Genomic DNA, 21224 nt, shown 5'->3' with positions numbered 1-21224 from the left:
TAATAATTTTTAGGGGGTTGCCGGTCTTTCCCGGCCGTCACTGCGTACAAGTGAAATATGCTCAGTTTCTTTTGGAAAGTCGATAGTGCGTATCAACCTGAGCATACCTCGCAATTAGTATACCCAATTAGCAGTGAAGACTGAAACAAAAAACCCCGCCGAAGCGAGGTCTTGATAATTTTCCTTGGCGCTCATCTACAGAAACGCCCATGATTTAGAGAAATTACGCCAACTTTATGCAAAATGCAAGCGATATATTAAAAACTTGTCGCCATTAGTCACAATCATGTCGTTATCGTGTAATCCGCTGGAACTCATCTTCTGCATAACTCTCTTCAATGTCGCATTTAGCCACCAGCGACTCATAGAACGGCTTCCAGTTACGTGACCAAGACGATTGGGTTAGTTCAGGAAGCAACGCTGTAATCGCTCTGTATGCTGTTGTTGAGGGTGTCCGTTTGTATCCAATTCCTGAACAACGTTCACACTCTTTTTCAACTGGCACGCCAAGCCGCTTGGATTTTTTAAGGTCACGCACCTTACCCGTTCCATTGCAGCGGCAACGATGGGAGATTTTGCCCTTTCCGTTACAGGGATTGCACAATTCGCCCACCAGTTCTTCTTCTATCCATGCCTCTGTTTTCTCACCGCATCCGGGGTGTTTAGTCACTTTTTGAATGCTGTAAATCAGCCTCCTCCCCTTACAGTGTTTACATGTAGTAGTGGTCGCTGCTGAACTGCTGTATTCCTCATAGGCAAATTTAGCCAGAATAACCATGCATTGAGCCATTCGGCGGCCTGATGCTTTACCGACATGTTTCGGGGCGTTCTTCATGGCGAACTGTGTAAGCTGCTCAACGGTTCTTACCTTATCCTCTTTGCTGATACCCACCTTGCCAAGATATGCAGCCATGCCGAAACTGGCACGAGCCTCAACCATTCCCATTGCAGCGGCTAAATCCGGTCCCTTAAGCGAATCGGAAGAGGTCGCGCGGGAAGAATCGGTAATCATCTGGCTCTTGGCGCTGAACTGTTTCATTGCTGATTCTAGTTTCACTATGCCGCCCTCTTTGTGTAGATCTGCTCACGAACTTGATCACCATTCATTAACATGTCATTGAAATCATCATTATCGGGCCAGCGTACGCTAACAGATATCAGGTCATTTTTTGCTCTGAGATTGGCGGTGGCGCAATTAAAGGCCGCTGCCTGTCCGGTGGCTGAATGTTTATCCATATCAGCAAAAATAATGAGGTGTTTGACGCCTGCCGGCACCCTGAATTTCTCCATGAATCCAGCATTCATGACTGACCATGTATTGACCCCGTAAACTTGATAGCAGGACAGAGCTGTTTCTATCCCTTCTGCAATCCCCAATGTGGAAGCGACTGGAAACATACGTATCGCTACTGAGCGGGTGTGATCGAGGTAGTTCTGTTCCTGAAGTGACTTAAGTCGCTTGGCGCTATCACCGATATTGGCTTTTTTATCTCCATCAAGCAGGGTCTGATGTAGGTAACAGAGTTCACCCTTATCATCTGTAGCCAAAGAATAAAGCGCCTGATATACCCGCCCTGCATGTCGCTGTTTATCGCAAAACCTGACAGCTTCAACCGGAAGACGGCTAATACCACGCTGACGCAAATAATCTGCCCCCGTCGTGCCACGTAAGCCCACCAGCTTTGAAAACTTACTAATGACTCGCTGCCGCTGTTTCGCTGCTGAACTGGTGACGGGGATGCTGACATGACGGTAGTTATTGCCAATCAACTGATCCACTTCGGCACACAGTGCTGAAAATGATTTACCCTGCGTCAGATTAAGCAGCTTCATACCGTCGCCACTGTCACAGATACAAATCCATGTTCCCACCCCGTCGCGGTCATCAATGCGGAACTTGCCACGAGCACCGCATACCGGACACTCTCCCTTAAAATGGTTTTTGCCTGTGATGGGTGGTAAGCCAAAATACTCAAAAATTTCAGCCCACCGGCCTCTTGACGCTTCTGTTGTTTTCATACTGCTTTCCTTAAACTTTGACGTATATCTTCAAGCTGATTTTTGGCATTAATCAACGACATGGTGGTGTCGGCATTGACGTCATGACGCTGTTGAGGGGGTGGCTGAGATTTCTCTCTGCCTTTAGCAAAAGCGATGCGCTTATGTTTAATGAAGTTGCTGACCTCGGGGGTTATCTCCATCGGGAAATCACTCAAGCCATTAGGCCATTCGCTAAACTTGTCGTGGAAGGTGTGTGAGCACCAGCCATCGCTGACAGGCTTACCCATTGATGTACGCTGACGCTGATAGAACTTGATCTGACTCCACCACGCTTGCTTGTCAGATTGGGTGAACCCCCGCTTACCCTTACCTAACTTTTTCAGTCCGCGCTGGGTGTCGGTCTCCACGTCCTGCCCTGCCAGTGGCTTAAATCCACATTTCGGGCAGACATATACACCCGCAGGCTTCATGAAATGACACTCGGTGCATTCTTTGGGGAGTTTTTCAGTGCGTTCCTCAGTCTCACGACTGGCGCTGTCTTTCATTCCGTCGCTTTTGGAGGGCAGTTCGTTGTACTCGATGGAGTCAGGGAAGCCCAAGCGGTGAACAGTGCCACTGTGATCGAAAACAAGGCAAGACTCTTTACCCGGCGCAGTACGCAAGCCACGCCCAAGCGCCTGCAACCAACGGATTTCGCTTTTTGTGGGTCGGGCGTAGATAACGCAGCGAACATCACTATCAAAACCAGCTACCAACACGCCCACACTGACGATAATTTTTGTGGCGCCCATTTCGAAGCGATGAATAATGAGTTGACGCTCTTCATGCGGGGTTTCAGCTACCATCACCTCAGCGTTAATCCCCACCTTATTGAATTGTATGGTGACGTAATTGGCGTGATCTACATTTACGCAGAATGCCACCGTGGGCAGGTCCCGCCCGTTCTGTAGCCAGTTATCAACGATGTCGCCAACAAGGTCAGCACCACACATGATTTCTGCGAGTTGGTTTTCGTTGTAGTCTCGTCCGCAATCAATGGTGTTGGTTGTTTTCACGCCTTTCAGGTCTGGCTTGCTCGGCGCATAGAACTCGTAACCGCTCAGGTCGCCACGCTGGATTAACTCCCCGATGGTGGTCGGCTTAACCAGTTGCTGGTAGTAATTACCCAAGAACGGTGAGAAAGGCGTACCGGATAAACCAATCACTTTCACCTGTGTTTCACGTGTCAGGCGCTCAATCTCAATCAGAATTTGTTTCTGCCGGAGGTGAGCCTCGTCAACGATCAGCAGATCAATATTGTCCGGGAACTGACGGCGGATCAGCGTGGCGGCACTGGCAATCTGAATTTTTAACGCTGGGTCATAGCTCGGATGTTTCTGCCAGATGAAACTAATCTCATCTTCAGGGAGTCCGTATTCGATAAAGCGCTGCGCAGTCTGGTTAATTAAAATTGTGTACGGGGCAATGAAGAGCACACGCATACCGCGACTAACAAACCCATCAGCGATAAATGCCGCTAAGCCGGTTTTGCCGCTGCCTGTCGGTGCATAGACCATGAAAGAGCCGAATGACTTCCAGTCACTGCGCAGCATGTTCAGGGCGCGTTCCTGTGCAAAGTTCGGTGTGATGTTCAGCATTGTGTGACCCCATATCATCTAGCTAGTACAAAGCGTTTACTTGAATCTGGTGGCTCGGATAACCTCGACGCCATCAGCGATATAACGCAGTGGGTGCCTACCATCCATGAGCAGGACGAAACCAGACATACCGTCAGGTAATACGTTCAACTTCATCAGTGAGCGACAACGAGGAGATTTTTTGTCAATTTCAATGGCGCATTGCTGCCCGTCAGGCGATGTAACTAGGCAATCAATAAACCCTTTGCGACCACTGGCCACGCTGATAGCAAAGTTGCGTTGCAGGTAATAACCTTGAGATTTGATTTTCCTTTGCATGACGTAGTCAAAAGTGACCTTGTCGTCAGACCGAATGAATTGCTCTTCCAGAAGGGCGATTAATTTCTGTTTCAGTTCTTTGCTCATAGAGTCTCCTCATAATTACTTAACGTACTAGATTGGTGGTACATCGCATTTTTAAGGGCTACCCCTTAGATCGAGATCTACCTAACCTATGGAGTTGTCTGTTGGAAAAGCCTGTTCCAGTGCTTCGCACTTAAACCCAACTCCCCCCTTACCCCCCTCATTTTTTGAGGTGAGCATCTATACATCCAGACACTTAAGCGCTTAGATATCCGCACATCTAGCCACCTAAAAATTACGCATCTTGATATGTAGATTTAGTAACCTGCCAGCACCTTGATGCTGTAATGCAACCAAACACCTTTAAGTCTGGTTATCCGCAGGTTGTTTACCGTTGTGCTACCAACGGCGGACTGACCGTGTAACCCTGTAGTGCTTTTCCGTGGCTGTTCACAAACAATCTCAATCGCGTATTAGCTTCATGCCTTGCTTTGTTCTCTTGACGGTATGAAACAGACTCCGTGTAAAACGCGACCTGATAAGCCTCTGCATACTTAACGACAACCTTTCTGCGCAACGAGGGTGCCAATTGCTGTAACTGCTCCTGAATCCACTTCCCATCCTCGGGGCAAAACACCGTTGGCATGATTACTTGGGTAAATGCATCGGGAGTCATGGGTTAATTCCGCTTGGTTACTTTTTTCTTACTCGGGAAGGGTTTTGTCTCGAATGCCTCAAGAGCTCCTCCTTCCTGAACAGAAACCTTGATGTTTCGCCCAGATATAAGCGCCTTGCTGATTGCCATCTGGGTTAAGCCAAGAGCCTTCCCAGTACGGACTTGCCCATGCATATCCACATACTCTCTCAACGTCATATTAGTCATAAATGTCCTATCTGTTGCATTTATAATACTAAAAGTATTAATATAAATGCTACTACAAGTAGGAGACATTATCAAACTAAAGGTATTAAAATAAGATATGGAAAACAAAAGAGTCCTGACGACAGAACAGTTGGAAGATGCGATGCGTCTGAAGGCTTTGTATGAGTCAAAGAAAAAATCTTTAGGGATTACTCAGCAGGTAATTGCCAACGAACTTGATATTTCTCAGGGGGCTGTAGGTCATTATCTGAATGGGCGAAACCCTCTCAACCTAAATGTTGCCGCTGTTTTTGCAAGTTTTCTACAGGTTCCTATATCAGAATTTAGTCCATCTCTTGCAAAAGAGGCATCCCGCTTATCACAAGTCTCCAACGTGTCATTTGTAGAGCAAAATACTCCCAAGGGGAGTTATCCATTAATTAGCTGGGTCAGTGCAGGCTCATGGTGTGAGGCTATAGAACCCTATACCCTGAAAGATATCGATGAGTGGTATGATACTTCAGCTCACATTGAAGGTGATGGCTTTTGGTTGAGAGTCCAAGGTGACTCAATGACATCCCCTGTAGGTGTCAGCATTCCAGAGGGAATGATTGTTCTGGTAGATACTGGGCGAGAAGCAAAAAATGGCAGCCTTGTTATCGCTAAATTAACTGATGCCAACGAAGCCACATTCAAAAAATTAGTGACAGACGGAGGATCATCCTACCTTAAGCCCCTAAACCCTCAGTACCCATTAATCCCCATTAATGGAAACTGTAAAATCATTGGCGTTGTGGTAGAAGCTAAAATTATGTTCTCTTAAAAACCACCTACCCACACCCCCAACAAAAGGCCCACGGTTAACCTCGGGCCTTTTTTATCGCCAAAATAAAAATAAATACCATTAAAATTCAAAAAGTTAATACTTATGATAATATTTTATATACTTTTAGTATTGCAGATATTAAAACTTTTAGTATTATTACCTCACCGCCACACATAATTGCGTTGAGGATAAGATGAAACACTCAGAGGTTAACCATCAGGATATTCATAAAAAATTACGTGAGAGTAAATCCCACTGGTCGTATTTGTTTGATGCTAAACATTTTAACCCTAAATCAACTTACCAACTTCAAACTTGTTTTGTTGGTGAAGTTGAATACGCCATTTATGAACGGATTGAAAATTACTTTGTTCTTGTGGATTTTTTTAACAGTTACGAATCAGCAAATGAACAAGCTCGAAAAATAATTGATGAATGCGAAAAGTTTAAAAATTCAATTATTGGTTATTCTAATTATAAAGAAAGAAACTTGAATGCTTAGTTTAACGACTCATGTACTGACGCCAATCGAATACATGAGCCTAGCCAAATACACATACCTGAGAGGTTAGTTATATGGTTAAGTCAAATAGTATCATAATTAAAAATGCAACTACAAACCCATCATCTGAGAAAGTTATTCTAGTTGATAAAGACGCTCGGCATGTAGCCCAAAAATTGGCAAGTGACTATAAAACTGAATACGGTTGGTTATTAGCCAATTGGAAGTTGAGAGAGGCTTACGGGATATATATTGAAGAACCGTTCCCTAGCGTCGGTGATGTATTGGGTAATTATACTATCACGCATGCTTGCAAAGAAACCGGCTGTGTTATTAAGACTCAGACGCGCTATTTACAAATGAATAAAGGAGCTGGAATCTATGCGTAATTTATCGACATCAAACCAAATCACACCAGGTATCATCTCTGTCTCCGGTGGCTCTTCCGAAGGTGTATACATACAAGACAAGAAAGATATCTTGTACAAAGAACCTGATAATTTTACACCATTAAATTTTGGTATTTTCCCTCCGAAAGGGCAAATAGAATACCTTGCCTACACGGCTAGTAATGCTGATCGTTATGCAAAGCAATTAAGATATTTATATACAACGCTCATTGATGACGCAATTCGAAAGGTTGATGAAGATGTTGCAGCGAGGCTATGGAGCCTTACAGAAGAGTTGGTAATAATGACAACACAATCATCCAGAAATGCTAAAAAATTAATGGATGAAAATAATGAAAATTGAAAAAGTTGACCCATCCAGATTCGAAGAGTGGGAATTTGATTTAATTGATGATGGTGGTGTCGAGGTTGCATTCCAATTAAGGCCGGAACCTGTTTATTTTGTTATGCGTCACGGTCGCCGTAAGAAATGCTTTAGCCGTGAAACTGCAATTAATCGTCTAGCTCACTTTATGACTGAAAAAGTATTTAAACGGGCGGGTGTTAAGTCTCGCGTAGGCGAAACCTACACAACACTTGAAGATGGCAGGATTGCACATAATCGCGGTGAACACACTATAGATTATATTATTGCCCACTCGCGCTGTATGCGCCGTATTCGCCGCCTGTTAGCCAAGCGACGCGAAATATTAAGACAGGAAGCCAAAAAGAAAAAGCAAACTGACTCTCTTATCGATAAATATAAAAAGGCAATAGATAAGGTTGCCGAATTAAAGAAAGAGATTGTAAGTCTTAATTACTAACTAAACAAAATATTAACTATGGCCTTCGGGTTAGGACTCCCCATACCTAAAGGCCGTAAATGAGGCAACCCAAATATGAGCAATCTTGAATTAATCGGAAGATATCGTAATCGCATAGTGGCTGCAAAACTGGATTCATTGCAGCGGAAAACAGGCAGCACCTGCGTAATTAAAGAATCAGCCAGCGGGGAGATTATCTCCATTGAATTAACGGCTGAGGTATTAACACGCGCATTAGAAATGTTTGAGCTGGTAATTATTGAATCATTAGGAAAGGCCAAGGCTCGTGAGTCGATTGTTGAAACCTATAAGGATTGCGTCAAAAAGTTTGGTGGACTTACCCAAAGCGGTCACGCCCTTGTTGATCGGTTAATTGATGGGTTTGTTACAGCATCTGACGAACCAGCCACCAGCGACACACGGGAAGTGAAATGAGCAATTACGCCCAAAGAGCCGAACAAGCAACCGAGCTTGAAGCTAAAGGGCTATATCGCCGTGCTGCATGTGCTTGGCGTGACGCATTACCTCACGCCCCATCAATAGAGGTTCAGGGAATATGTGCCAGCAATGCGCAGCGTTGCTCTGACCAGGCGAAATACAAAGGAAAACCAGAAGTATGACTAAAAAACGCAATAGCAAAACTCGTCAGGGCCTTTGTGGTGTGACCTTGGCGCAAGGACACCGACTAGACCGAGCGCCAGCAAGGGAATACGTCAACGTGCAGGAATCAGTAGCGAAATACCGAACAGACGACGGCGTAGTTGAAATGCCATTAAACCGAAGCATGCGCCGGTACGCAAAACACATTGGCATCAACATCAAAGAGGTGAAGTGAAATGACGAATAAAACTGAACTAGTAGTCAATGGTGCGCCAATGATGGGTACCAAAGAAATTGCAAAGATGACTGAAAAACGCCCAGCAGACGTGATCCGCGACGTGTGGGTGATGCTGGAATCTCTTTATGGTATCAGCAAAGATAACGCAAATTTGCGTAATTATAAAAATCAACAGGTTACGTTGGTTTCTGGCGTTATTGCCTGCATCGATAATCGTGGCTTTGTCTCTGAGTTCCTCCTCGATCGCCGACATTCGGAAATTTTGGTTTCTGGTTACGACGTTAAACGTCGCGCTGCAATCATTGATCGTTGGCACGCACTTGAAACGGGCGAATCCCAGCCTCTCCTCTCACCGCCAGCACCACAGGAAACCCACATGAATAATGACATTCTTTCTCTGGCGCGTGTTGTAGCTGAGGCAACCGCATCGGCAACCATGAAAGCGGTAATTGATATTGTTGGCATTCAGAAGTACCAACCCGTAGTTGAACCAGTTGTAGCTATCGCGCCACCAGCACCAGAAGCCTTGCAGGTCAGCCACCACACGCCAGATAGCGGACAATCTGAATATGCCCTTGTGTCTGATCTGTCGTGGGCTTGTGGGTTATCAGATGATGCCTGCCGCCGATTGACTACGTTCTCGAAGCTACCTACCCGCCTGACCAATGGTGAGCGAGGCCATTTACTGATTCACCGTGATTCGTTTATGTCGGCAGCTCAAACCTTGCTTGATGAGTCCACACCACCCACCGGCAAACTTAAGCGCTGGCAGCATCCAGAGTTCGGCGGCTTCACTTTACGTCTGAAATCCGAAAACCACACAGGGGAGACAAAATAATGTTTATTCCAACCGATATTCTTCGCGCCGCTCTGCTCTGTGTCGCTGGAGAGAGCGAAACCCGCGAATACCTGAAAGGGGTGTACATCACCCCAACCCATATCAAGGCTACTGATGGCCGTGCGCTGGTGATGATGGAGCATGGCTGTGAGGTCGGTAATGATATTGATGGCGTGTTTGTCTTTGATGGTGACATTCCTGACGAAGCCGCCGATGCCGAATTAACCGCGATTGTTGCTGACGGCAGCAACTGGTATGCAGTCCATTACGATGAAAACGAGAAGCCAATTTGTTCAAACATGCTGGAACTACTCGATTGCAAATACCCCGATTTTAGCAAGCTATTACCCGCTGAACTGGAACCATGCGAAGAATTTCCCATGTTCAATGCCCGACTACTGGCATTGCCTTACCTGATGTTTCGTCATGGTTTTGGCCCGGTGAAATTCAAGCCTTACGGGAAAGAAGCACCGTGCCAGTTACTGCTCGACCCAGCCACTAATCACCTGTACGGAAACCCATTTCTGGTAATTATGCCGCTACATTCAAACGCCTTTGAACTCTGCCAGGGGGTGCTGAATGAAGAAGGTATTTGAGATTATGTGGACGCTGTTCTTTTCTACCCTTGTCGGCGTTGGGCTTACTTCTGGCTTCTATGCTTGGCTTGGCTGGGTCATTTGGTTGCGGGAGGTGTTGGCATGAAATTCGATTATCAAGACAGCGGCGCGGTGGCCAGCATCACGATCACCAGCACGATATTTGAATTCCGTAAACATAACCGTGTGGTTGATAAGGTGTTGCTTCTGGTAGATGTTAGCCCACACCGAACCGGATCATTCTTCATGAAAACCGTGCTTTCCGGTCGCTCTGCGGCGGTGCTCAGGGCTTATAAACTTGTGGCTCGGGGGGTGTCGCGATGAAGAAATCACTTGAGCTAATTGGTGGCAAAGATAAGGGGGTTGTCGCACCCGTTCCCGCTAATAGCAAGGCTATCGGCCAATCTGGTCAGCAAAGCATATTACCACTGGCGTACATCATCAGATTAGCGTGGGGTAACCCCGGCGATATCACAGGCGCTGTATGGGCGGCTGGTTACCGTAAGCCAGAGAAATCAGCCGAGGAAGCCGCTCTACTGACTTTGGATCTGATTACGAATGATTATTACGGAAATGATATCCCTTTCGAGTATTGGCCCACAACTTATGACCACGTGCTATCTGGCGAACTGAACCTGATTGTTTTCGAGGCTGTATATCTAGATAACTCGAACTCCGTCAGTGTTGCAAGGGCGATTATCGACGCCGGATACAGCAAGGTGGGTACCAATGGGTAAACAGGCTGATATCAACGACACCCAAGTACGGGCCACGGTTCGGATAGATGATGGTCGCGACTGGACGAAATGGCTTAACTGGAAAATGCGTGAAAAGTACCGCATGCGGAATGGGATAAATGAAGCACCACCAGCCAGACCGAAGGTAGCACCAGTGACAATAACGCCGATTAAACAGCCCCGGAAACGGGGTTATAAGGTGGTTCAGAAAGCGATAGGGGCGGTGTGATGAATAAACAAGACCATATAAAAATGCTTCAGTTTGAGATTGAGTTGTTGGAAAAACAGACAGCATCAAGCAATCCATGCGCCGCGCTACACGCTGAGTTTGTTCTCTCTAGCTACCGAGTTGCCCTATCTGCGCTAATGGCTGAACCGGTTTATTGGGAGATTGCCGGAATCCTATTTTCAACGCGAGAGGATGCACTTAAGCCCGGTTTTCGAGGAACCCCAGAGCCGCTATACGAAGAGCTAATTGTGGAGGCGAAACAGTGAAATTCAAATGTACAGGCAAGTGGAACGGTGAACCATTCGAGCGCGTTACCGAAGCAGAAGACGAGGCCGATTGCTACGGGCATTGGCACTGGTGGGCCTCGATGGGTGAAGCCACTATTACTGATTTTGTCATGGAGGTATGCGCAGATGAGCAACCGTCAGCAGTTTGAAAAACGTTGTCACTACGTAGGCGGCTTTGATTTAACTCGCCATGGCAACGGCTACGCTAGCTACAGAACGGATTTAGGCTGGACATGGTGGCAAGCGGCAATCAAAACACCGGTAATGCTCCCCCCCAATGATTGATATCACTGGTCTGGAGGGTGAAGACCTAAACTCCGCGAACCATTTCAACGCTGCCATTGCTATGTGCTCTATAGCGATCCGGAAGGCGGGTTACTCAAGCGAGTGTTCACCAATGTTTTACCCTACAGATAAGCAAGGCGGCTAATTATGATCACATGTGAATTATTGACAATTGAACGGGTAGAAAAGGCTGTAGGGTATGACCGCACAACCATCTACCTGCGCATCAAAGAAGGGACATTCCCAAAACCAGTTAAAGACGGGCGCAACTCTCGTTGGCCGTCAACGGTGATTCAGGAATGGATTGATAACCTTATTGTGGAGAATCAGAAGCAATCAGGCCAGTAACCCACTGGCCCCACTCTTCCATTAACTGCCGTCTCTCTGGCATGTACTCGGCGTGATTGTATGCGGCTGACACACGGTTTTTTTCAACGTGTGCTAGCTGCCGCTCGATAACTTCATGCCGATATCCCATTTCATGCAACCTGGTTGAAGCTGTAGCGCGGAAATCGTGAGTTGTTATCACCGTACGAGCGTATCCCAACTGCACAATAGCCCTATTTAAAGTGGATGCTCCCATGTAAGTGTTGTTTAGTCTGGTATTGGGGAATAACCAACGCCTATTACCCGTAATTTTCTTCAATTCATTTAGCAGGGATATTACTGGGGCAGACAATGGCACTCTATGCATTCGCCCCATTTTCATTAGTTCCGGGGGAATAACCCATTCCGCATTATCAAAATCAATATGTGACCATTCAGCCGAACGTAATTCAGCTTGTCTAACAAATACTAGCGGCAAGATTCTTAGCGCTATAATAGTCGCTTGGTTACCGGTGGAGCTATCAAGACGCAAATAATAATCACGTAACTCATCACCAGTGAGCGGTCTAGAATGTTCGGTTTTAGGGACTATAATAGCCCCCCTTAATGCCGCGGCCGGATCGGAGTCTGCGCGTAATGTCGCTACGCCATAGCAAAAAACAGCAGAGCACCACTGCCGTACTTTAACCGCTACGGATTTAGCGCCCCGACTCTCAAGGTCTCTAATTATTTTTAATATATGAGAGGCGTTAATTTCCCGCATAGGCATAGCGCCAATAGCGGGGAAAATATCGTTATACATAAAACCAGTGATCTGATTTTTTGAATTTTTTGCCCAATGCTCCCCTTTTTTATCCAGCCATTCTTTTGCCACTATTTCGAATGTATTGGCGTTCTCAGCTTTTGCGATATCCCGCTCAACTGCTTTGGCTTCCTTGGGGGCGATGCCGTTTTTTACCTGCTCCCTAGCCCACTCACGCAATCGACGAGCTTCGGCCAACGATACGGCAGGGTAACTCCCGATAGTGTAGCGTCCGTCCTTTGTAGGCGTGATCCAGTAGCGATAACGCCATGTCTTTACACCCGAGGGGCGAACATCCAAGTACAGGCCGTTACCATCCTGCAATTGATAGGCTTTTTCTTGAGGTTTAGCGTTGCGGGCTTTGGTATCAGTTAACTTCATAGGGCCACCGGATAACCGTTTATTTGTCCGGTAGCTTGTCCGGTTTATTATTCGCTGTCAATCAATGTTGTTAGATGCCAATAAACACAAAGCCCTGCAATAGCGAGGCCTTGAGAGATTTATTCGATGTTAACGGATTCTATTAAACATCAAAGTTTATTCCGCAGCGAAATGGTTATCCAGCAAAGCCTGACAAGAAGGCGGCAATGGTGGTGGTAAGGTTTTACCCGGTTTGGCGCTTGGTTGATGTGGCTGGAACCAGCTTTCTAACTCGGCACCACAACCATCACCCGGCGGTGGCGTATCTTGATCCAGACATTCAAGGCTATCTGCTGGGCAGCGTAAGCGCACATGCATATGAGCGCGGTGACCAAACCATGGACGCACTTTATGCAGCCAGTTACGATCCGCGCCAGCATCCAGACAAAGCTGTTTTTTAATTGCCGGATTGACGAAAATACGCGTGACTTCATTATCTTTGGCGGCCAGTTTAATCAGGCTTTCAACTTGTGGTTGCCACAATGCAGGAACGACTCGTTTACCATCGGCTGCAACCAAATCAATGGGTTGTGGTTTCAATAGCTGCTTCTGGCTCCAGCGCTGTTGTGGCAGTTGCAACCAAATATCCACATCTAGCCCCGATTGATGGCTGGCATGCCCACTACTAAAACGCCCACCAGCAGGCATCGCCATATCGCCAATCAGGACAGTTCCGAGCTGGTTTTGTTGGGCTTTATCACCCAGACGATGAATAAAATTCAGTAAATCGGGGTGGCCAAAATAGCGGCGCTGATCCGGACGCATCACCTGATAATCAGCTGACTCAAGCGGCAAAGGCATGGCACCAATAACACAGCCATTGGCAAAACCACCAATTGACTGCGGTTGTCCGGCCACCGGATGTGTAATCTGTTGCCACGGCGTCGCTGCCATTACCGGGCTTATGGTCGCGAGCGCCGCTAAACCGGCTAATGCCACGACACCCGTTATCCATTTTTTCATTGTGTTTACCAACGCGGGACGTCTGAAACTACATCACCACACTGAGCGCGCTGGCGCAGCAGGTGATCCATTAACACAATCGCCATCATCGCTTCAGCGATCGGAACAGCACGGATGCCGACACAAGGATCATGACGACCACGGGTAATCATCTCAACCGCATCACCCTGCCGATTAATCGTGTGCCCCGGTACCGTAATACTGGAGGTCGGTTTCAGTGCGATATGCGCCACAATCGGCTGCCCACTGCTAATCCCACCGAGAATGCCGCCCGCATGGTTACTCTGGAAACCCTGTGGCGTAATTTCATCGCGATTTTCGCTACCGCGTTTGGTTATCACCGCAAAGCCATCACCGATTTCTACCCCTTTCACAGCATTGATGCTCATCAATGCATGGGCCAAATCGGCATCTAGACGGTCAAATACCGGCTCACCTAGCCCCACGGGCACATGCTCAGCCACGACAGTGATTTTGGCACCAATCGAGTCACCGGCCTTTTTCAGCTCGCGCATTAAGGCATCCAGTGGTTCCAGTTTGCTGGCATCCGGGCAGAAGAATGGATTTTGCTCGACCAAATCCCAATCAATTAAATCACAACTGATATCACCCATTTGTGCCAGATAGCCACGCACCTGTACGCCAAATTTCTGCGCAAGATATTTTTTAGCAATAGCGCCGGCGGCGACACGCATCGCCGTTTCACGGGCAGATGAGCGACCTCCCCCCCGATAATCGCGCACACCGTATTTCTGTTCGTAAGTGTAATCAGCATGCCCGGGACGAAATACATCTTTAATAGCACTGTAATCTTGTGAACGCTGGTCGGTATTTTCAATCATCAACCCGATGCTCGTACCGGTAGTCACGCCCTCAAATACGCCTGACAAAATGCGCACCTGATCTGGCTCACGGCGTTGTGTGGTATACCGTGAAGTCCCAGGGCGGCGTCTATCAAGATCCAATTGAATGTCAGCTTCAGTGATGGGAATTCCTGGTGGGACGCCATCGATAATACATCCCAAGGCAATGCCGTGAGATTCACCAAAAGTGGTGACGCGGAAAAACTGCCCAATACTGTTCCCAGCCATCACGGTTCCTCTAAGTCATTAAGTTCACTGCCAGCATAGTATTAACCGGCTGGCAGTTTTAAAAGTGATGATTAATCACGATACATGCTGAAATGTGATGAGCAGTCAATAAGTTGCTGTTTAGTCAGCATAAAGACGCCATCACCACCGTTGTCAAACTCTAGCCAAGTGAACGGCACATCAGGATATTCATCCATCAAATGCACCATGCTGTTGCCCACTTCACAAATCAGCACGCCGTCATCTTGTAAGAAATCAGGCGCACAAGCCAGAATTCGGCGCGCCAGCTTCAGGCCATCACTGCCCGCAGCTAGCCCCAGTTCTGGCTCAAAGCGGAACTCTTGCGGTAAGTCGGACATGTCTTCAGCATCGACATAAGGCGGGTTAGTGACAATCAGGTCATATTTGATTGGAGGTAAATCGCGGAACAGGTCAGAACGAATTGGCGTAACTTGATGCTCCATGCCGTGCTGCTGGATATTATGTTCAGTGACGGCCAACACGTCGTTGGAGATATCGACGGCATCCACTTCCGCTTCAGGGAAGGCATAGGCGCAAGCAATCGCAATACAACCACTACCGGTACACATATCCAGAATATGCTTAGGTTGATGACGAATCAGCCCATCAAAGCGGTTATTGATCAACTCACCAATTGGCGAGCGTGGCACCAGCACACGTTCATCGACATAATATTCCATGCCGCAGAACCAAGCTTTGTTAGTCAAATAAGCGACCGGAATACGCTCGTTAACCCGACGAATAACGCGCTCAACAATACGGTGACGCTCACTGGAAGTCAGACGCGCATTGCGCATATCCTCTGGAATATCAATCGGCAAGAATAGGCTTGGGAAAACCAACTGCACCGCTTCGTCCCACGGATTATCAGTACCGTGACCATAAAAAATATTGGCCGCATTAAAACGACTGACAGCCCAGCGCAGCATATCCTGAATGGTGTGCAGCTCATTGACTGCTTCATCGACGAAAATTTTGTCCAAAATATTCTCCAGCGGGTACGTAAAATCATTATCTATTTGCCTAGTTTGCCATGAAGCCCGCCACAAATCAGCAGCAATACATCAGTTGCATGATAACCAAATAATGAAAGACAGATTAAAGTGGTTAATCTCCGCGGGACATTAGGTAAACTGAGGAAAATGAATAAGCACGATGAATAGACAATGAAAAATAAATATCACCTGACAACGGATGAACTACAGCTATTTAAAGAGTCGATTGCCGGAGCGAAAAAGCTGAAACAAGACACTATTGTTCACCGTGTGCCACCTAAACTCGGCAAAAAAATTGCACCTGAACGATTGCTGCAAGAGCAGGTCGATGCTAGCTATTATTTTTCTGATGAATTCCAGCCGCAATTGGATACCGAAGGCCCGACACGGTACGTGCGGCCCGGTGTTGACCACTTCGAAGTTAAGAAGCTACGCCGCGGCGACTATTCGCCCGATATGTTTTTGGATTTACACGGATTAACTCAGAAACAAGCCAAGCAAGAATTGGGGGCATTGATCGCGGCCTGTAAACGCGAGCACGTGCATTGCGCCTGTGTGATGCATGGTCATGGCAAACATGTTTTAAAACAGCAAACACCACTGTGGTTGGCGCAGCATCCTGACGTACTAGCTTTCCATCAGGCCCCTAAAGAGTGGGGTGGAACGGCTGCATTGCTGGTGTTAATTGAGTTAGAGCAGTAGCAAGACAATGCTAGAGGGATTTGTGCACTATTGCCAATAGGGTATTCATTGTGCGGATGACAAAATAACATAGGCGCAGCAGTTATGCCGCGCCCATTGACAGTGAATGAGATTATTCTATCTAGCCGTGGCAAGCTTTCGCTAAAAGTTGTGTTGGGCTAACCTGCCAATCGAAAGTTCCTTTGCCTGTCTCGCCATTCAAATCAACACAAGCAATGGCCGATGTCGCAAACATCGGTGGGCATTGCCCAGGGCAAAGTTCAGCGACCAGATACCCCACCAAGGGTAAGTGCGAAATAATCAACACCGCGGCACAATCTTCTTTTGCCAGCGCTTGCAAGTAACAGCAGACAAAGGCCGCGTCCCCACCGGGCGTTAATTCTGGCATCACTTCTTGTGATGGCGGAAGCGCCATCACTTCACGAACCACTTCCAATGTTTGCCCTGCACGTAGATAAGGGCTGACCAAAACCTGATCAACATCGACTGACTGGTCGTTGAGCCAGCTTGCTATCTGACGTGATTCATCCTGACCACACAGAGTTAGAGGCCGTTGTGCATCACTTGCTGCATCAAGGGCCGCGTCACCGTGACGCATAATGAAAACTTGCATATTGCACCGTTTTTGTTAACAAAATAACGCTATACAGAAACGCTTCGCGTGCTGTACCGCCGAAACCTTTGCTGGAAAGCAAAGAAACTTCATAACGATAACGCGCCGTCTCTCTATGGCGGCCGGGCATTTTGCCTGAAACTTAAGGTAAAGAAAATGGCTGTTTTTTACCTCAGGAACATCAACAGCCAACCTTGATTGGTTACAGAGTAACCATATCAATAGCTTAATCCAAACTCTATTACCTGCACAATAAGTGGCTATTAATTCATTTTGGCACGAATAGTCACTTCACGTGATTCTGGTTGTAAGGTAGCGCGGGTTGACCCCTGTGTACAGCCACCTTATCTCTTAGAATTGCAGGTGGTGATCCTGCTCACACTGTTAATTATAGAGTATTGACCCACAGTGAATAGGTGAAAAAACATCCTAAAATGTTCTGGTCACGCTAGCCAATAACACTCTCTTTCGCCTGCTCGTCATTCACTTGGCTCTGCAGCGGGTAAAACCTCTGCTGTTGTTCAGCCATCGTGACCAACAATTGGCAAGGCTCAAAACGCTCACCATATTGCTGCGCGAGCAATTTAAGCGTCTTCACCATTTTGTCAGCCCCAAGGCTATCCATGTAGCGGAAAGGCCCCCCCAAAAATGGTGGGAAGCCAATGCCAAACACCGCACCAATATCACCATCGCGCGGTTGACGAATAATAGATTCTTCAAGGCAGCGCACAGCTTCATTCAACATCATCATGGTGCAACGCTGCGCTATCACAGCAGACCCAATATGTGCTTTGGCCGTGACACCCAGCAGCGTATACACGCTGGTATCCACTTCCTTACCCGGATTTTTTTTCCACTTAAAACCCGAACTTTTAGCCGGATAGAGATAGAAGCCCCGGCCATTTTTACGCCCTTTGCGCCCATCCTTCAAAATGACATCAAATGAAGGGGGAGCCGCGAAACGTGGCCCTAATTGCTCGACTAAAATTGGCATGATCTTGGTGCCGACATCAATGCCCACTTCATCCAGTAAAGTAATCGGCCCTACAGGGAAGCCAAAATCCACCAGCGCTTTATCAATTGAGTCGACAGGTTCGCCATCCAGCAAACAGCGAGCAGCCTCATTAATATAAGGTGCAAGAATGCGGTTTACATAGAACCCAGCACAATCAGCAACCACGATTGCCGTTTTCCCTTGTTTTCGCGCAAGAGCAACAGTCGTGGCGATAGTTTCCTCACTGGTTTTGCTATGAGGAATCACTTCAACTAGCGGCATTTTATCCACCGGACTGAAATAATGTAGTCCGATAACATTCTCTGGCCGTCGTGCTTGTGCTGCAATCTGGCTTATGGGTAATGAGGAGGTATTAGAGGCAAAAATAGTTTGCGCGTTACCAACGCTCTCGATATCCGCAACCATTTGTTGTTTCAGTGATAAATCTTCAAACACAGCTTCAACAACAATATCAATGTTGGCAAAACCACGATAATCCGTACTACCTGAAATCAGCATCATCTGCTGTTGCCGTTCAGCTGGACGCATACGTTTATTGCGCACCCGTTGACTTAACGTATCCCAAGTATATTTCAGCGCCAGATTAATCCCCTGTGGATTGATATCCTTGATACGAACGGGCAACCTCGCTCGGGTCGCTGTCACATTGGCAATACCGCCGCCCATGAGACCGCCGCCCAGCACGCCTACACGGTGAATAGTACGTGGTCGAGCTTCACCGCCAGTCTCTTTTTTCAACGACGTAGTGGCAAAAAACAAGCTGCGCAGAGCGGCTGATTGAGGAGTCATCGCCAGTTCGCCGAAAGCTCTGGCTTCGGCTTCATAACCGGCAGGACCGCCCTGATCCAGCCCTTTACGCACGACATCAATAATACGTTCAGCCGCAGGATAATGGCCTTTGGTTTTCGCTAAGGTTTTTTTGCGCACAAGACTAAACAACAGCGCTTTGCCTAATGGGCCACTGAGCAAGCGCTCTTGCCATGGCAGTGCTGGCCTATCAAGCCAACCGGCTTTTGCTCGCTTGATAGCCACATCCAGCAAAATATCCTGCGGTACAACATCGTCCACCAACCCCATTTTCAGCGCCTGACGTGCCCGCACTTGCCGGCCTGTCAATATCATATCCAGCGCCTTACTAACCCCCACCAAGCGTGGTAAGCGCTGTGTGCCGCCGGACCCTGGCAACAAGCCCAATTGCACCTCGGGTAAACCCAGCACTGTCTTATCATCTTGCGAACAAATACGTGCATGACATGCCAGCGCCAATTCCAGTCCTCCGCCCAGACAAGCACCGTGAATTGCGGCGACTACCGGTACTGGGAATGCGGCGATTTGCGCCAAAATGGATTGTCCTTTTTGTGCCAGAACACGTGCATCTTGTGCGGTTCGGCACGCGGCAATCATGGTGATATCAGCTCCGGCAATAAATGAATCCGGTTTACCGGAAATCATCACCAGCCCCTGTAATTGGGTCAAAGCCTGTGCTTGTTGCAGTATTTCAGTAATTTGTTCTGCAAATTCAGCCTTTAAGGTATTCACTTTATCGTCTACAACATTGATGGTGATAACACCAATATTGTCGGGGCGCACATGGAGGGTAAATGCTGAATGAACTGAAGCCGCATTATCCACCAGCGCGATTTCATCACCGCTATTAATGACTGGTTCCTGATTCATCATTCCACCTCCAAAATCATCGCGGCACCTAAACCTCCCGCAGCACATGCGGTGGTTAACCCTAATCCACCGCCACGGCGACGCAGCTCATTAAGTGTTTGGGTTATCATACGCGCGCCCGTGGCGGCAAAGGGGTGTCCATAAGCAATAGAGCCACCTAATACGTTGAATTTACTCATGTCGACTTCACCGATAGCCTGGCTACGCCCCAGTTTCTCTCGGGCAAAGCTGTCACTGGCAAACATTTTCAAATTAGCCAGTGTCTGTGCTGCAAAAGCCTCATGCATGTCGATGAGAGTCAAATCAGCCAATGTGATACCGGCGCGATCCAGCGCCAATGGCGTTGCGTAAGATGGGCCTAGCAACATGTCTTGCCATACATCAATAGCGGAAAATGCAAAGCTGCGCAGATAACCTAAAGGCTGTAGACCCAACGCTTTGGCTTTTGACTCACTCATCATCATCACGGCTGCCGCGCCATCCGTGAGTGGTGTGCTGTTCGCCGCCGTCACACTGCCATGTTTGCGATCAAACGCCGGACGCAATTTGGCATATTGCGCCATCGTGGAATCTTTACGGATATTATTATCTTCAGCGATAGCATCACGATAAGGCGGAATATAAGCCGTCATGACCTCATCTTGCAGCAGCCCCTGCTGCCAAGCTTGTGCCGCCATTTGGTGAGATCGTAATGCTAAAGCATCCTGATCTTCGCGGCTGATACCATAGGTTTTTGCCATTTGCTCCGCAGTATCGCCCATGCGCAAGCCGGTTGAGTATTCAGCCACCGCTGGGGCGACAGGCAGTAAATCGCGAAATTTTAATCGGCTGAATAATTTCAGCCGCTGAGATAGCGTTCGTGCTTTATTCACATCAACCAAGGTTCGCGCCAGTGCTTTACTGACACCAATAGGTAAAACGGAAGAGGAATCTGCGCCACCGGCAATAGCCACAGTCACCGAACCGGCAATAATACTTTCAGCCACATTAGCTACGGCTTGAAAACTGGTCGCACATGCACGTGAGACACTGTAAGCATCGGTATGCACACTCATGCCCGTCCCCAGTACGATTTCACGGGCGATATTGGGCGCTTCCGGCATTTGTACGACCTGACCAAACACCAGTTGATCAATTAATTCAGGAGCTACACCACTTCTGGCTAATAATTCGCTGACCACAATTTTGCCCAAATCTACGGCTGGTACGCCATGATAAGCAGTGGCTTGCTTGGCGAAAGGGGTTCGCAGACCGCTGACAATGGCGATACGGTCGCCCTGACGCGTCACTAGCGGTAATGGCTTACTCATAAACGCTCCTGATAAAAAAGTGGCTTTAATTAAAGCATAACAAATTAACAGGTCAGACCTGATCTAATTATTGTTAACCAAATATTTACATTTGG

Annotated in this window: 31 protein-coding genes; 18 read left to right on the top strand and 13 right to left on the bottom strand. The window is 47.5% G+C overall.

Going from position 1 to position 21224, the window contains the following annotated elements; translation table 11 throughout:
* Positions 1-292: 292 nt before the first annotated feature.
* The 6 genes from HUZ92_RS19210 to HUZ92_RS19190 all read right to left on the bottom strand — a co-directional run bounded on the left by HUZ92_RS19210 (position 293) and on the right by HUZ92_RS19190 (position 4863).
* Positions 293-1057: an antitermination protein gene (locus HUZ92_RS19210; RefSeq protein ID WP_019210746.1), complete on the bottom strand. Its 765-nt coding sequence runs from the start codon at positions 1055-1057 to the stop codon at positions 293-295.
* The gene (locus HUZ92_RS19205; RefSeq protein WP_019210747.1) at positions 1057-2019 is read right to left on the bottom strand and encodes a DUF7146 domain-containing protein; all 963 of its coding nucleotides are present in this window, start codon (positions 2017-2019) and stop codon (positions 1057-1059) included. Before HUZ92_RS19205 ends, HUZ92_RS19210 begins: the two co-directional genes overlap by 1 nt.
* A complete protein-coding gene (locus HUZ92_RS19200; protein WP_019210748.1) occupies positions 2016-3638 on the bottom strand; it encodes a DEAD/DEAH box helicase in 1623 nt (540 codons plus the stop codon). The genes HUZ92_RS19205 and HUZ92_RS19200 overlap by 4 nt, the downstream gene beginning before the upstream one ends.
* A 36-nt stretch (positions 3639-3674) precedes the next feature.
* Entirely contained in the window at positions 3675-4043 is a 369-nt protein-coding gene (locus tag HUZ92_RS19195; protein WP_019210749.1) for a hypothetical protein, read from the bottom strand.
* A gap of 325 nt (positions 4044-4368) precedes the next feature.
* A complete protein-coding gene (locus tag HUZ92_RS20920; protein WP_019210750.1) occupies positions 4369-4656 on the bottom strand; it encodes a hypothetical protein in 288 nt (95 codons plus the stop codon).
* 3 nt (positions 4657-4659) lie between these two features.
* The gene (locus tag HUZ92_RS19190) at positions 4660-4863 is read right to left on the bottom strand and encodes a Cro/CI family transcriptional regulator (RefSeq protein WP_019210751.1); all 204 of its coding nucleotides are present in this window, start codon (positions 4861-4863) and stop codon (positions 4660-4662) included.
* 97 nt (positions 4864-4960) lie between these two features.
* Here HUZ92_RS19190 and HUZ92_RS19185 point away from each other — a divergent pair, with 97 nt between their 5' ends.
* The 17 genes from HUZ92_RS19185 (at position 4961) to HUZ92_RS19105 (ending at position 11541) form a co-directional block, all read left to right on the top strand.
* Positions 4961-5665, top strand: a complete 705-nt coding sequence (locus HUZ92_RS19185) for a LexA family protein (RefSeq protein ID WP_019210752.1) — start codon at positions 4961-4963, stop codon at positions 5663-5665.
* A 196-nt stretch (positions 5666-5861) separates the two neighbouring features.
* Positions 5862-6170: a hypothetical protein gene (locus HUZ92_RS19180; protein WP_019210753.1), complete on the top strand. Its 309-nt coding sequence runs from the start codon at positions 5862-5864 to the stop codon at positions 6168-6170.
* A gap of 74 nt (positions 6171-6244) precedes the next feature.
* Entirely contained in the window at positions 6245-6559 is a 315-nt protein-coding gene (locus HUZ92_RS19175) for a hypothetical protein (protein WP_019210754.1), read from the top strand.
* A complete protein-coding gene (locus HUZ92_RS19170; protein ID WP_019210755.1) occupies positions 6552-6923 on the top strand; it encodes a hypothetical protein in 372 nt (123 codons plus the stop codon). Before HUZ92_RS19175 ends, HUZ92_RS19170 begins: the two co-directional genes overlap by 8 nt.
* On the top strand, positions 6913-7383 hold the full coding sequence (locus HUZ92_RS19165) for a hypothetical protein (RefSeq protein WP_019210756.1): 471 nt from the start codon (positions 6913-6915) through the stop codon (positions 7381-7383). The genes HUZ92_RS19170 and HUZ92_RS19165 overlap by 11 nt, the downstream gene beginning before the upstream one ends.
* Positions 7384-7458: 75 nt before the next feature.
* The gene (locus HUZ92_RS19160) at positions 7459-7818 is read left to right on the top strand and encodes a hypothetical protein (RefSeq protein ID WP_019210757.1); all 360 of its coding nucleotides are present in this window, start codon (positions 7459-7461) and stop codon (positions 7816-7818) included.
* Positions 7815-8003 (top strand): hypothetical protein, encoded by a 189-nt coding sequence (locus HUZ92_RS19155; protein WP_019210758.1) that lies wholly within the window; start codon positions 7815-7817, stop codon positions 8001-8003. Before HUZ92_RS19160 ends, HUZ92_RS19155 begins: the two co-directional genes overlap by 4 nt.
* Positions 8000-8218, top strand: a complete 219-nt coding sequence (locus HUZ92_RS19150) for a hypothetical protein (protein ID WP_019210759.1) — start codon at positions 8000-8002, stop codon at positions 8216-8218. The genes HUZ92_RS19155 and HUZ92_RS19150 overlap by 4 nt, the downstream gene beginning before the upstream one ends.
* A gap of 1 nt (position 8219) precedes the next feature.
* Positions 8220-9059, top strand: a complete 840-nt coding sequence (locus tag HUZ92_RS19145; protein WP_019210760.1) for a Rha family transcriptional regulator — start codon at positions 8220-8222, stop codon at positions 9057-9059.
* Positions 9059-9655 (top strand): beta clamp domain-containing protein, encoded by a 597-nt coding sequence (locus HUZ92_RS19140; RefSeq protein WP_019210761.1) that lies wholly within the window; start codon positions 9059-9061, stop codon positions 9653-9655. Before HUZ92_RS19145 ends, HUZ92_RS19140 begins: the two co-directional genes overlap by 1 nt.
* 102 nt (positions 9656-9757) lie before the next feature.
* Positions 9758-9979 (top strand): hypothetical protein, encoded by a 222-nt coding sequence (locus tag HUZ92_RS19135; protein WP_019210763.1) that lies wholly within the window; start codon positions 9758-9760, stop codon positions 9977-9979.
* Positions 9976-10392: a hypothetical protein gene (locus tag HUZ92_RS19130; RefSeq protein ID WP_019210764.1), complete on the top strand. Its 417-nt coding sequence runs from the start codon at positions 9976-9978 to the stop codon at positions 10390-10392. The genes HUZ92_RS19135 and HUZ92_RS19130 overlap by 4 nt, the downstream gene beginning before the upstream one ends.
* Positions 10385-10621, top strand: a complete 237-nt coding sequence (locus tag HUZ92_RS19125) for a hypothetical protein (RefSeq protein WP_019210765.1) — start codon at positions 10385-10387, stop codon at positions 10619-10621. Before HUZ92_RS19130 ends, HUZ92_RS19125 begins: the two co-directional genes overlap by 8 nt.
* Entirely contained in the window at positions 10621-10887 is a 267-nt protein-coding gene (locus HUZ92_RS19120) for a hypothetical protein (protein ID WP_019210766.1), read from the top strand. The genes HUZ92_RS19125 and HUZ92_RS19120 overlap by 1 nt, the downstream gene beginning before the upstream one ends.
* Complete coding sequence (locus tag HUZ92_RS19115; protein ID WP_019210767.1) at positions 10884-11057, top strand: hypothetical protein; 174 nt, start codon at positions 10884-10886, stop codon at positions 11055-11057. Before HUZ92_RS19120 ends, HUZ92_RS19115 begins: the two co-directional genes overlap by 4 nt.
* Entirely contained in the window at positions 11035-11193 is a 159-nt protein-coding gene (locus HUZ92_RS19110; RefSeq protein WP_155408998.1) for a hypothetical protein, read from the top strand. The genes HUZ92_RS19115 and HUZ92_RS19110 overlap by 23 nt, the downstream gene beginning before the upstream one ends.
* Before the next feature lie 147 nt (positions 11194-11340).
* Complete coding sequence (locus HUZ92_RS19105; protein WP_042806437.1) at positions 11341-11541, top strand: helix-turn-helix transcriptional regulator; 201 nt, start codon at positions 11341-11343, stop codon at positions 11539-11541.
* On the opposite strand, the gene HUZ92_RS19100 is transcribed toward HUZ92_RS19105, so the two are convergent.
* The 4 genes from HUZ92_RS19100 to prmB form a co-directional block, all read right to left on the bottom strand.
* A complete protein-coding gene (locus tag HUZ92_RS19100; RefSeq protein WP_019210768.1) occupies positions 11507-12703 on the bottom strand; it encodes a tyrosine-type recombinase/integrase in 1197 nt (398 codons plus the stop codon). The two genes, HUZ92_RS19105 and HUZ92_RS19100, sit on opposite strands and share 35 nt — an antisense overlap.
* Positions 12704-12859: 156 nt before the next feature.
* Positions 12860-13705: a penicillin-insensitive murein endopeptidase gene (gene mepA, locus HUZ92_RS19095; protein WP_050101555.1), complete on the bottom strand. Its 846-nt coding sequence runs from the start codon at positions 13703-13705 to the stop codon at positions 12860-12862.
* Between the two features lie 5 nt (positions 13706-13710).
* Positions 13711-14796 (bottom strand): chorismate synthase, encoded by a 1086-nt coding sequence (gene aroC / locus HUZ92_RS19090; RefSeq protein WP_050101553.1) that lies wholly within the window; start codon positions 14794-14796, stop codon positions 13711-13713.
* A 71-nt stretch (positions 14797-14867) separates the two neighbouring features.
* Positions 14868-15800, bottom strand: coding sequence for a 50S ribosomal protein L3 N(5)-glutamine methyltransferase (gene prmB, locus HUZ92_RS19085; protein WP_145579827.1), 933 nt, complete (start codon positions 15798-15800; stop codon positions 14868-14870).
* 183 nt (positions 15801-15983) lie between these two features.
* Here prmB and smrB point away from each other — a divergent pair, with 183 nt between their 5' ends.
* Complete coding sequence (gene smrB, locus HUZ92_RS19080) at positions 15984-16514, top strand: endonuclease SmrB (RefSeq protein ID WP_050101550.1); 531 nt, start codon at positions 15984-15986, stop codon at positions 16512-16514.
* A gap of 121 nt (positions 16515-16635) precedes the next feature.
* On the opposite strand, the gene sixA is transcribed toward smrB, so the two are convergent.
* From sixA to fadI, 3 genes are all read right to left on the bottom strand, one after another.
* Positions 16636-17127, bottom strand: a complete 492-nt coding sequence (sixA, locus tag HUZ92_RS19075; RefSeq protein ID WP_050101548.1) for a phosphohistidine phosphatase SixA — start codon at positions 17125-17127, stop codon at positions 16636-16638.
* 448 nt (positions 17128-17575) lie between these two features.
* On the bottom strand, positions 17576-19819 hold the full coding sequence (fadJ, locus tag HUZ92_RS19070; RefSeq protein WP_050295388.1) for a fatty acid oxidation complex subunit alpha FadJ: 2244 nt from the start codon (positions 19817-19819) through the stop codon (positions 17576-17578).
* A complete protein-coding gene (fadI, locus tag HUZ92_RS19065; RefSeq protein ID WP_050101546.1) occupies positions 19819-21129 on the bottom strand; it encodes an acetyl-CoA C-acyltransferase FadI in 1311 nt (436 codons plus the stop codon). The genes fadJ and fadI overlap by 1 nt, the downstream gene beginning before the upstream one ends.
* Between the last annotated feature and the right edge of the window lie 95 nt (positions 21130-21224).

The sequence above is a fragment of the Yersinia vastinensis genome, assembly GCF_902726565.1.
Classification (GTDB): Bacteria; Pseudomonadota; Gammaproteobacteria; order Enterobacterales; family Enterobacteriaceae; genus Yersinia; species Yersinia vastinensis.
The sequence above is the reverse complement of the archived record's forward strand: the minus strand, read 5'-3'. Positions and strand labels throughout refer to the sequence as shown.

Excerpts from the sequence above, each read along its gene's own strand:
- HUZ92_RS19205 (WP_019210747.1), bottom strand. The coding sequence starts at position 2,019 with ATGAAAACAACAGAAGCGTCAAGAGGCCGGTGGGCTGAAATTTTTGAG.
- HUZ92_RS19200 (WP_019210748.1), bottom strand. The coding sequence starts at position 3,638 with ATGCTGAACATCACACCGAACTTTGCACAGGAACGCGCCCTGAACATG.
- HUZ92_RS19195 (WP_019210749.1), bottom strand. The coding sequence starts at position 4,043 with ATGAGCAAAGAACTGAAACAGAAATTAATCGCCCTTCTGGAAGAGCAA.
- HUZ92_RS20920 (WP_019210750.1), bottom strand. The coding sequence starts at position 4,656 with ATGACTCCCGATGCATTTACCCAAGTAATCATGCCAACGGTGTTTTGC.
- HUZ92_RS19190 (WP_019210751.1), bottom strand. The coding sequence starts at position 4,863 with ATGACTAATATGACGTTGAGAGAGTATGTGGATATGCATGGGCAAGTC.
- HUZ92_RS19185 (WP_019210752.1), top strand. The coding sequence starts at position 4,961 with ATGGAAAACAAAAGAGTCCTGACGACAGAACAGTTGGAAGATGCGATG.
- HUZ92_RS19180 (WP_019210753.1), top strand. The coding sequence starts at position 5,862 with ATGAAACACTCAGAGGTTAACCATCAGGATATTCATAAAAAATTACGT.
- HUZ92_RS19175 (WP_019210754.1), top strand. The coding sequence starts at position 6,245 with ATGGTTAAGTCAAATAGTATCATAATTAAAAATGCAACTACAAACCCA.
- HUZ92_RS19170 (WP_019210755.1), top strand. The coding sequence starts at position 6,552 with ATGCGTAATTTATCGACATCAAACCAAATCACACCAGGTATCATCTCT.
- HUZ92_RS19165 (WP_019210756.1), top strand. The coding sequence starts at position 6,913 with ATGAAAATTGAAAAAGTTGACCCATCCAGATTCGAAGAGTGGGAATTT.
- HUZ92_RS19160 (WP_019210757.1), top strand. The coding sequence starts at position 7,459 with ATGAGCAATCTTGAATTAATCGGAAGATATCGTAATCGCATAGTGGCT.
- HUZ92_RS19155 (WP_019210758.1), top strand. The coding sequence starts at position 7,815 with ATGAGCAATTACGCCCAAAGAGCCGAACAAGCAACCGAGCTTGAAGCT.
- HUZ92_RS19150 (WP_019210759.1), top strand. The coding sequence starts at position 8,000 with ATGACTAAAAAACGCAATAGCAAAACTCGTCAGGGCCTTTGTGGTGTG.
- HUZ92_RS19145 (WP_019210760.1), top strand. The coding sequence starts at position 8,220 with ATGACGAATAAAACTGAACTAGTAGTCAATGGTGCGCCAATGATGGGT.
- HUZ92_RS19140 (WP_019210761.1), top strand. The coding sequence starts at position 9,059 with ATGTTTATTCCAACCGATATTCTTCGCGCCGCTCTGCTCTGTGTCGCT.
- HUZ92_RS19135 (WP_019210763.1), top strand. The coding sequence starts at position 9,758 with ATGAAATTCGATTATCAAGACAGCGGCGCGGTGGCCAGCATCACGATC.
- HUZ92_RS19130 (WP_019210764.1), top strand. The coding sequence starts at position 9,976 with ATGAAGAAATCACTTGAGCTAATTGGTGGCAAAGATAAGGGGGTTGTC.
- HUZ92_RS19125 (WP_019210765.1), top strand. The coding sequence starts at position 10,385 with ATGGGTAAACAGGCTGATATCAACGACACCCAAGTACGGGCCACGGTT.
- HUZ92_RS19120 (WP_019210766.1), top strand. The coding sequence starts at position 10,621 with ATGAATAAACAAGACCATATAAAAATGCTTCAGTTTGAGATTGAGTTG.
- HUZ92_RS19110 (WP_155408998.1), top strand. The coding sequence starts at position 11,035 with ATGAGCAACCGTCAGCAGTTTGAAAAACGTTGTCACTACGTAGGCGGC.
- HUZ92_RS19105 (WP_042806437.1), top strand. The coding sequence starts at position 11,341 with ATGATCACATGTGAATTATTGACAATTGAACGGGTAGAAAAGGCTGTA.
- HUZ92_RS19100 (WP_019210768.1), bottom strand. The coding sequence starts at position 12,703 with ATGAAGTTAACTGATACCAAAGCCCGCAACGCTAAACCTCAAGAAAAA.
- mepA (WP_050101555.1), bottom strand. The coding sequence starts at position 13,705 with ATGAAAAAATGGATAACGGGTGTCGTGGCATTAGCCGGTTTAGCGGCG.
- aroC (WP_050101553.1), bottom strand. The coding sequence starts at position 14,796 with ATGGCTGGGAACAGTATTGGGCAGTTTTTCCGCGTCACCACTTTTGGT.
- smrB (WP_050101550.1), top strand. The coding sequence starts at position 15,984 with ATGAAAAATAAATATCACCTGACAACGGATGAACTACAGCTATTTAAA.
- sixA (WP_050101548.1), bottom strand. The coding sequence starts at position 17,127 with ATGCAAGTTTTCATTATGCGTCACGGTGACGCGGCCCTTGATGCAGCA.
- fadJ (WP_050295388.1), bottom strand. The coding sequence starts at position 19,819 with ATGAATCAGGAACCAGTCATTAATAGCGGTGATGAAATCGCGCTGGTG.
- fadI (WP_050101546.1), bottom strand. The coding sequence starts at position 21,129 with ATGAGTAAGCCATTACCGCTAGTGACGCGTCAGGGCGACCGTATCGCC.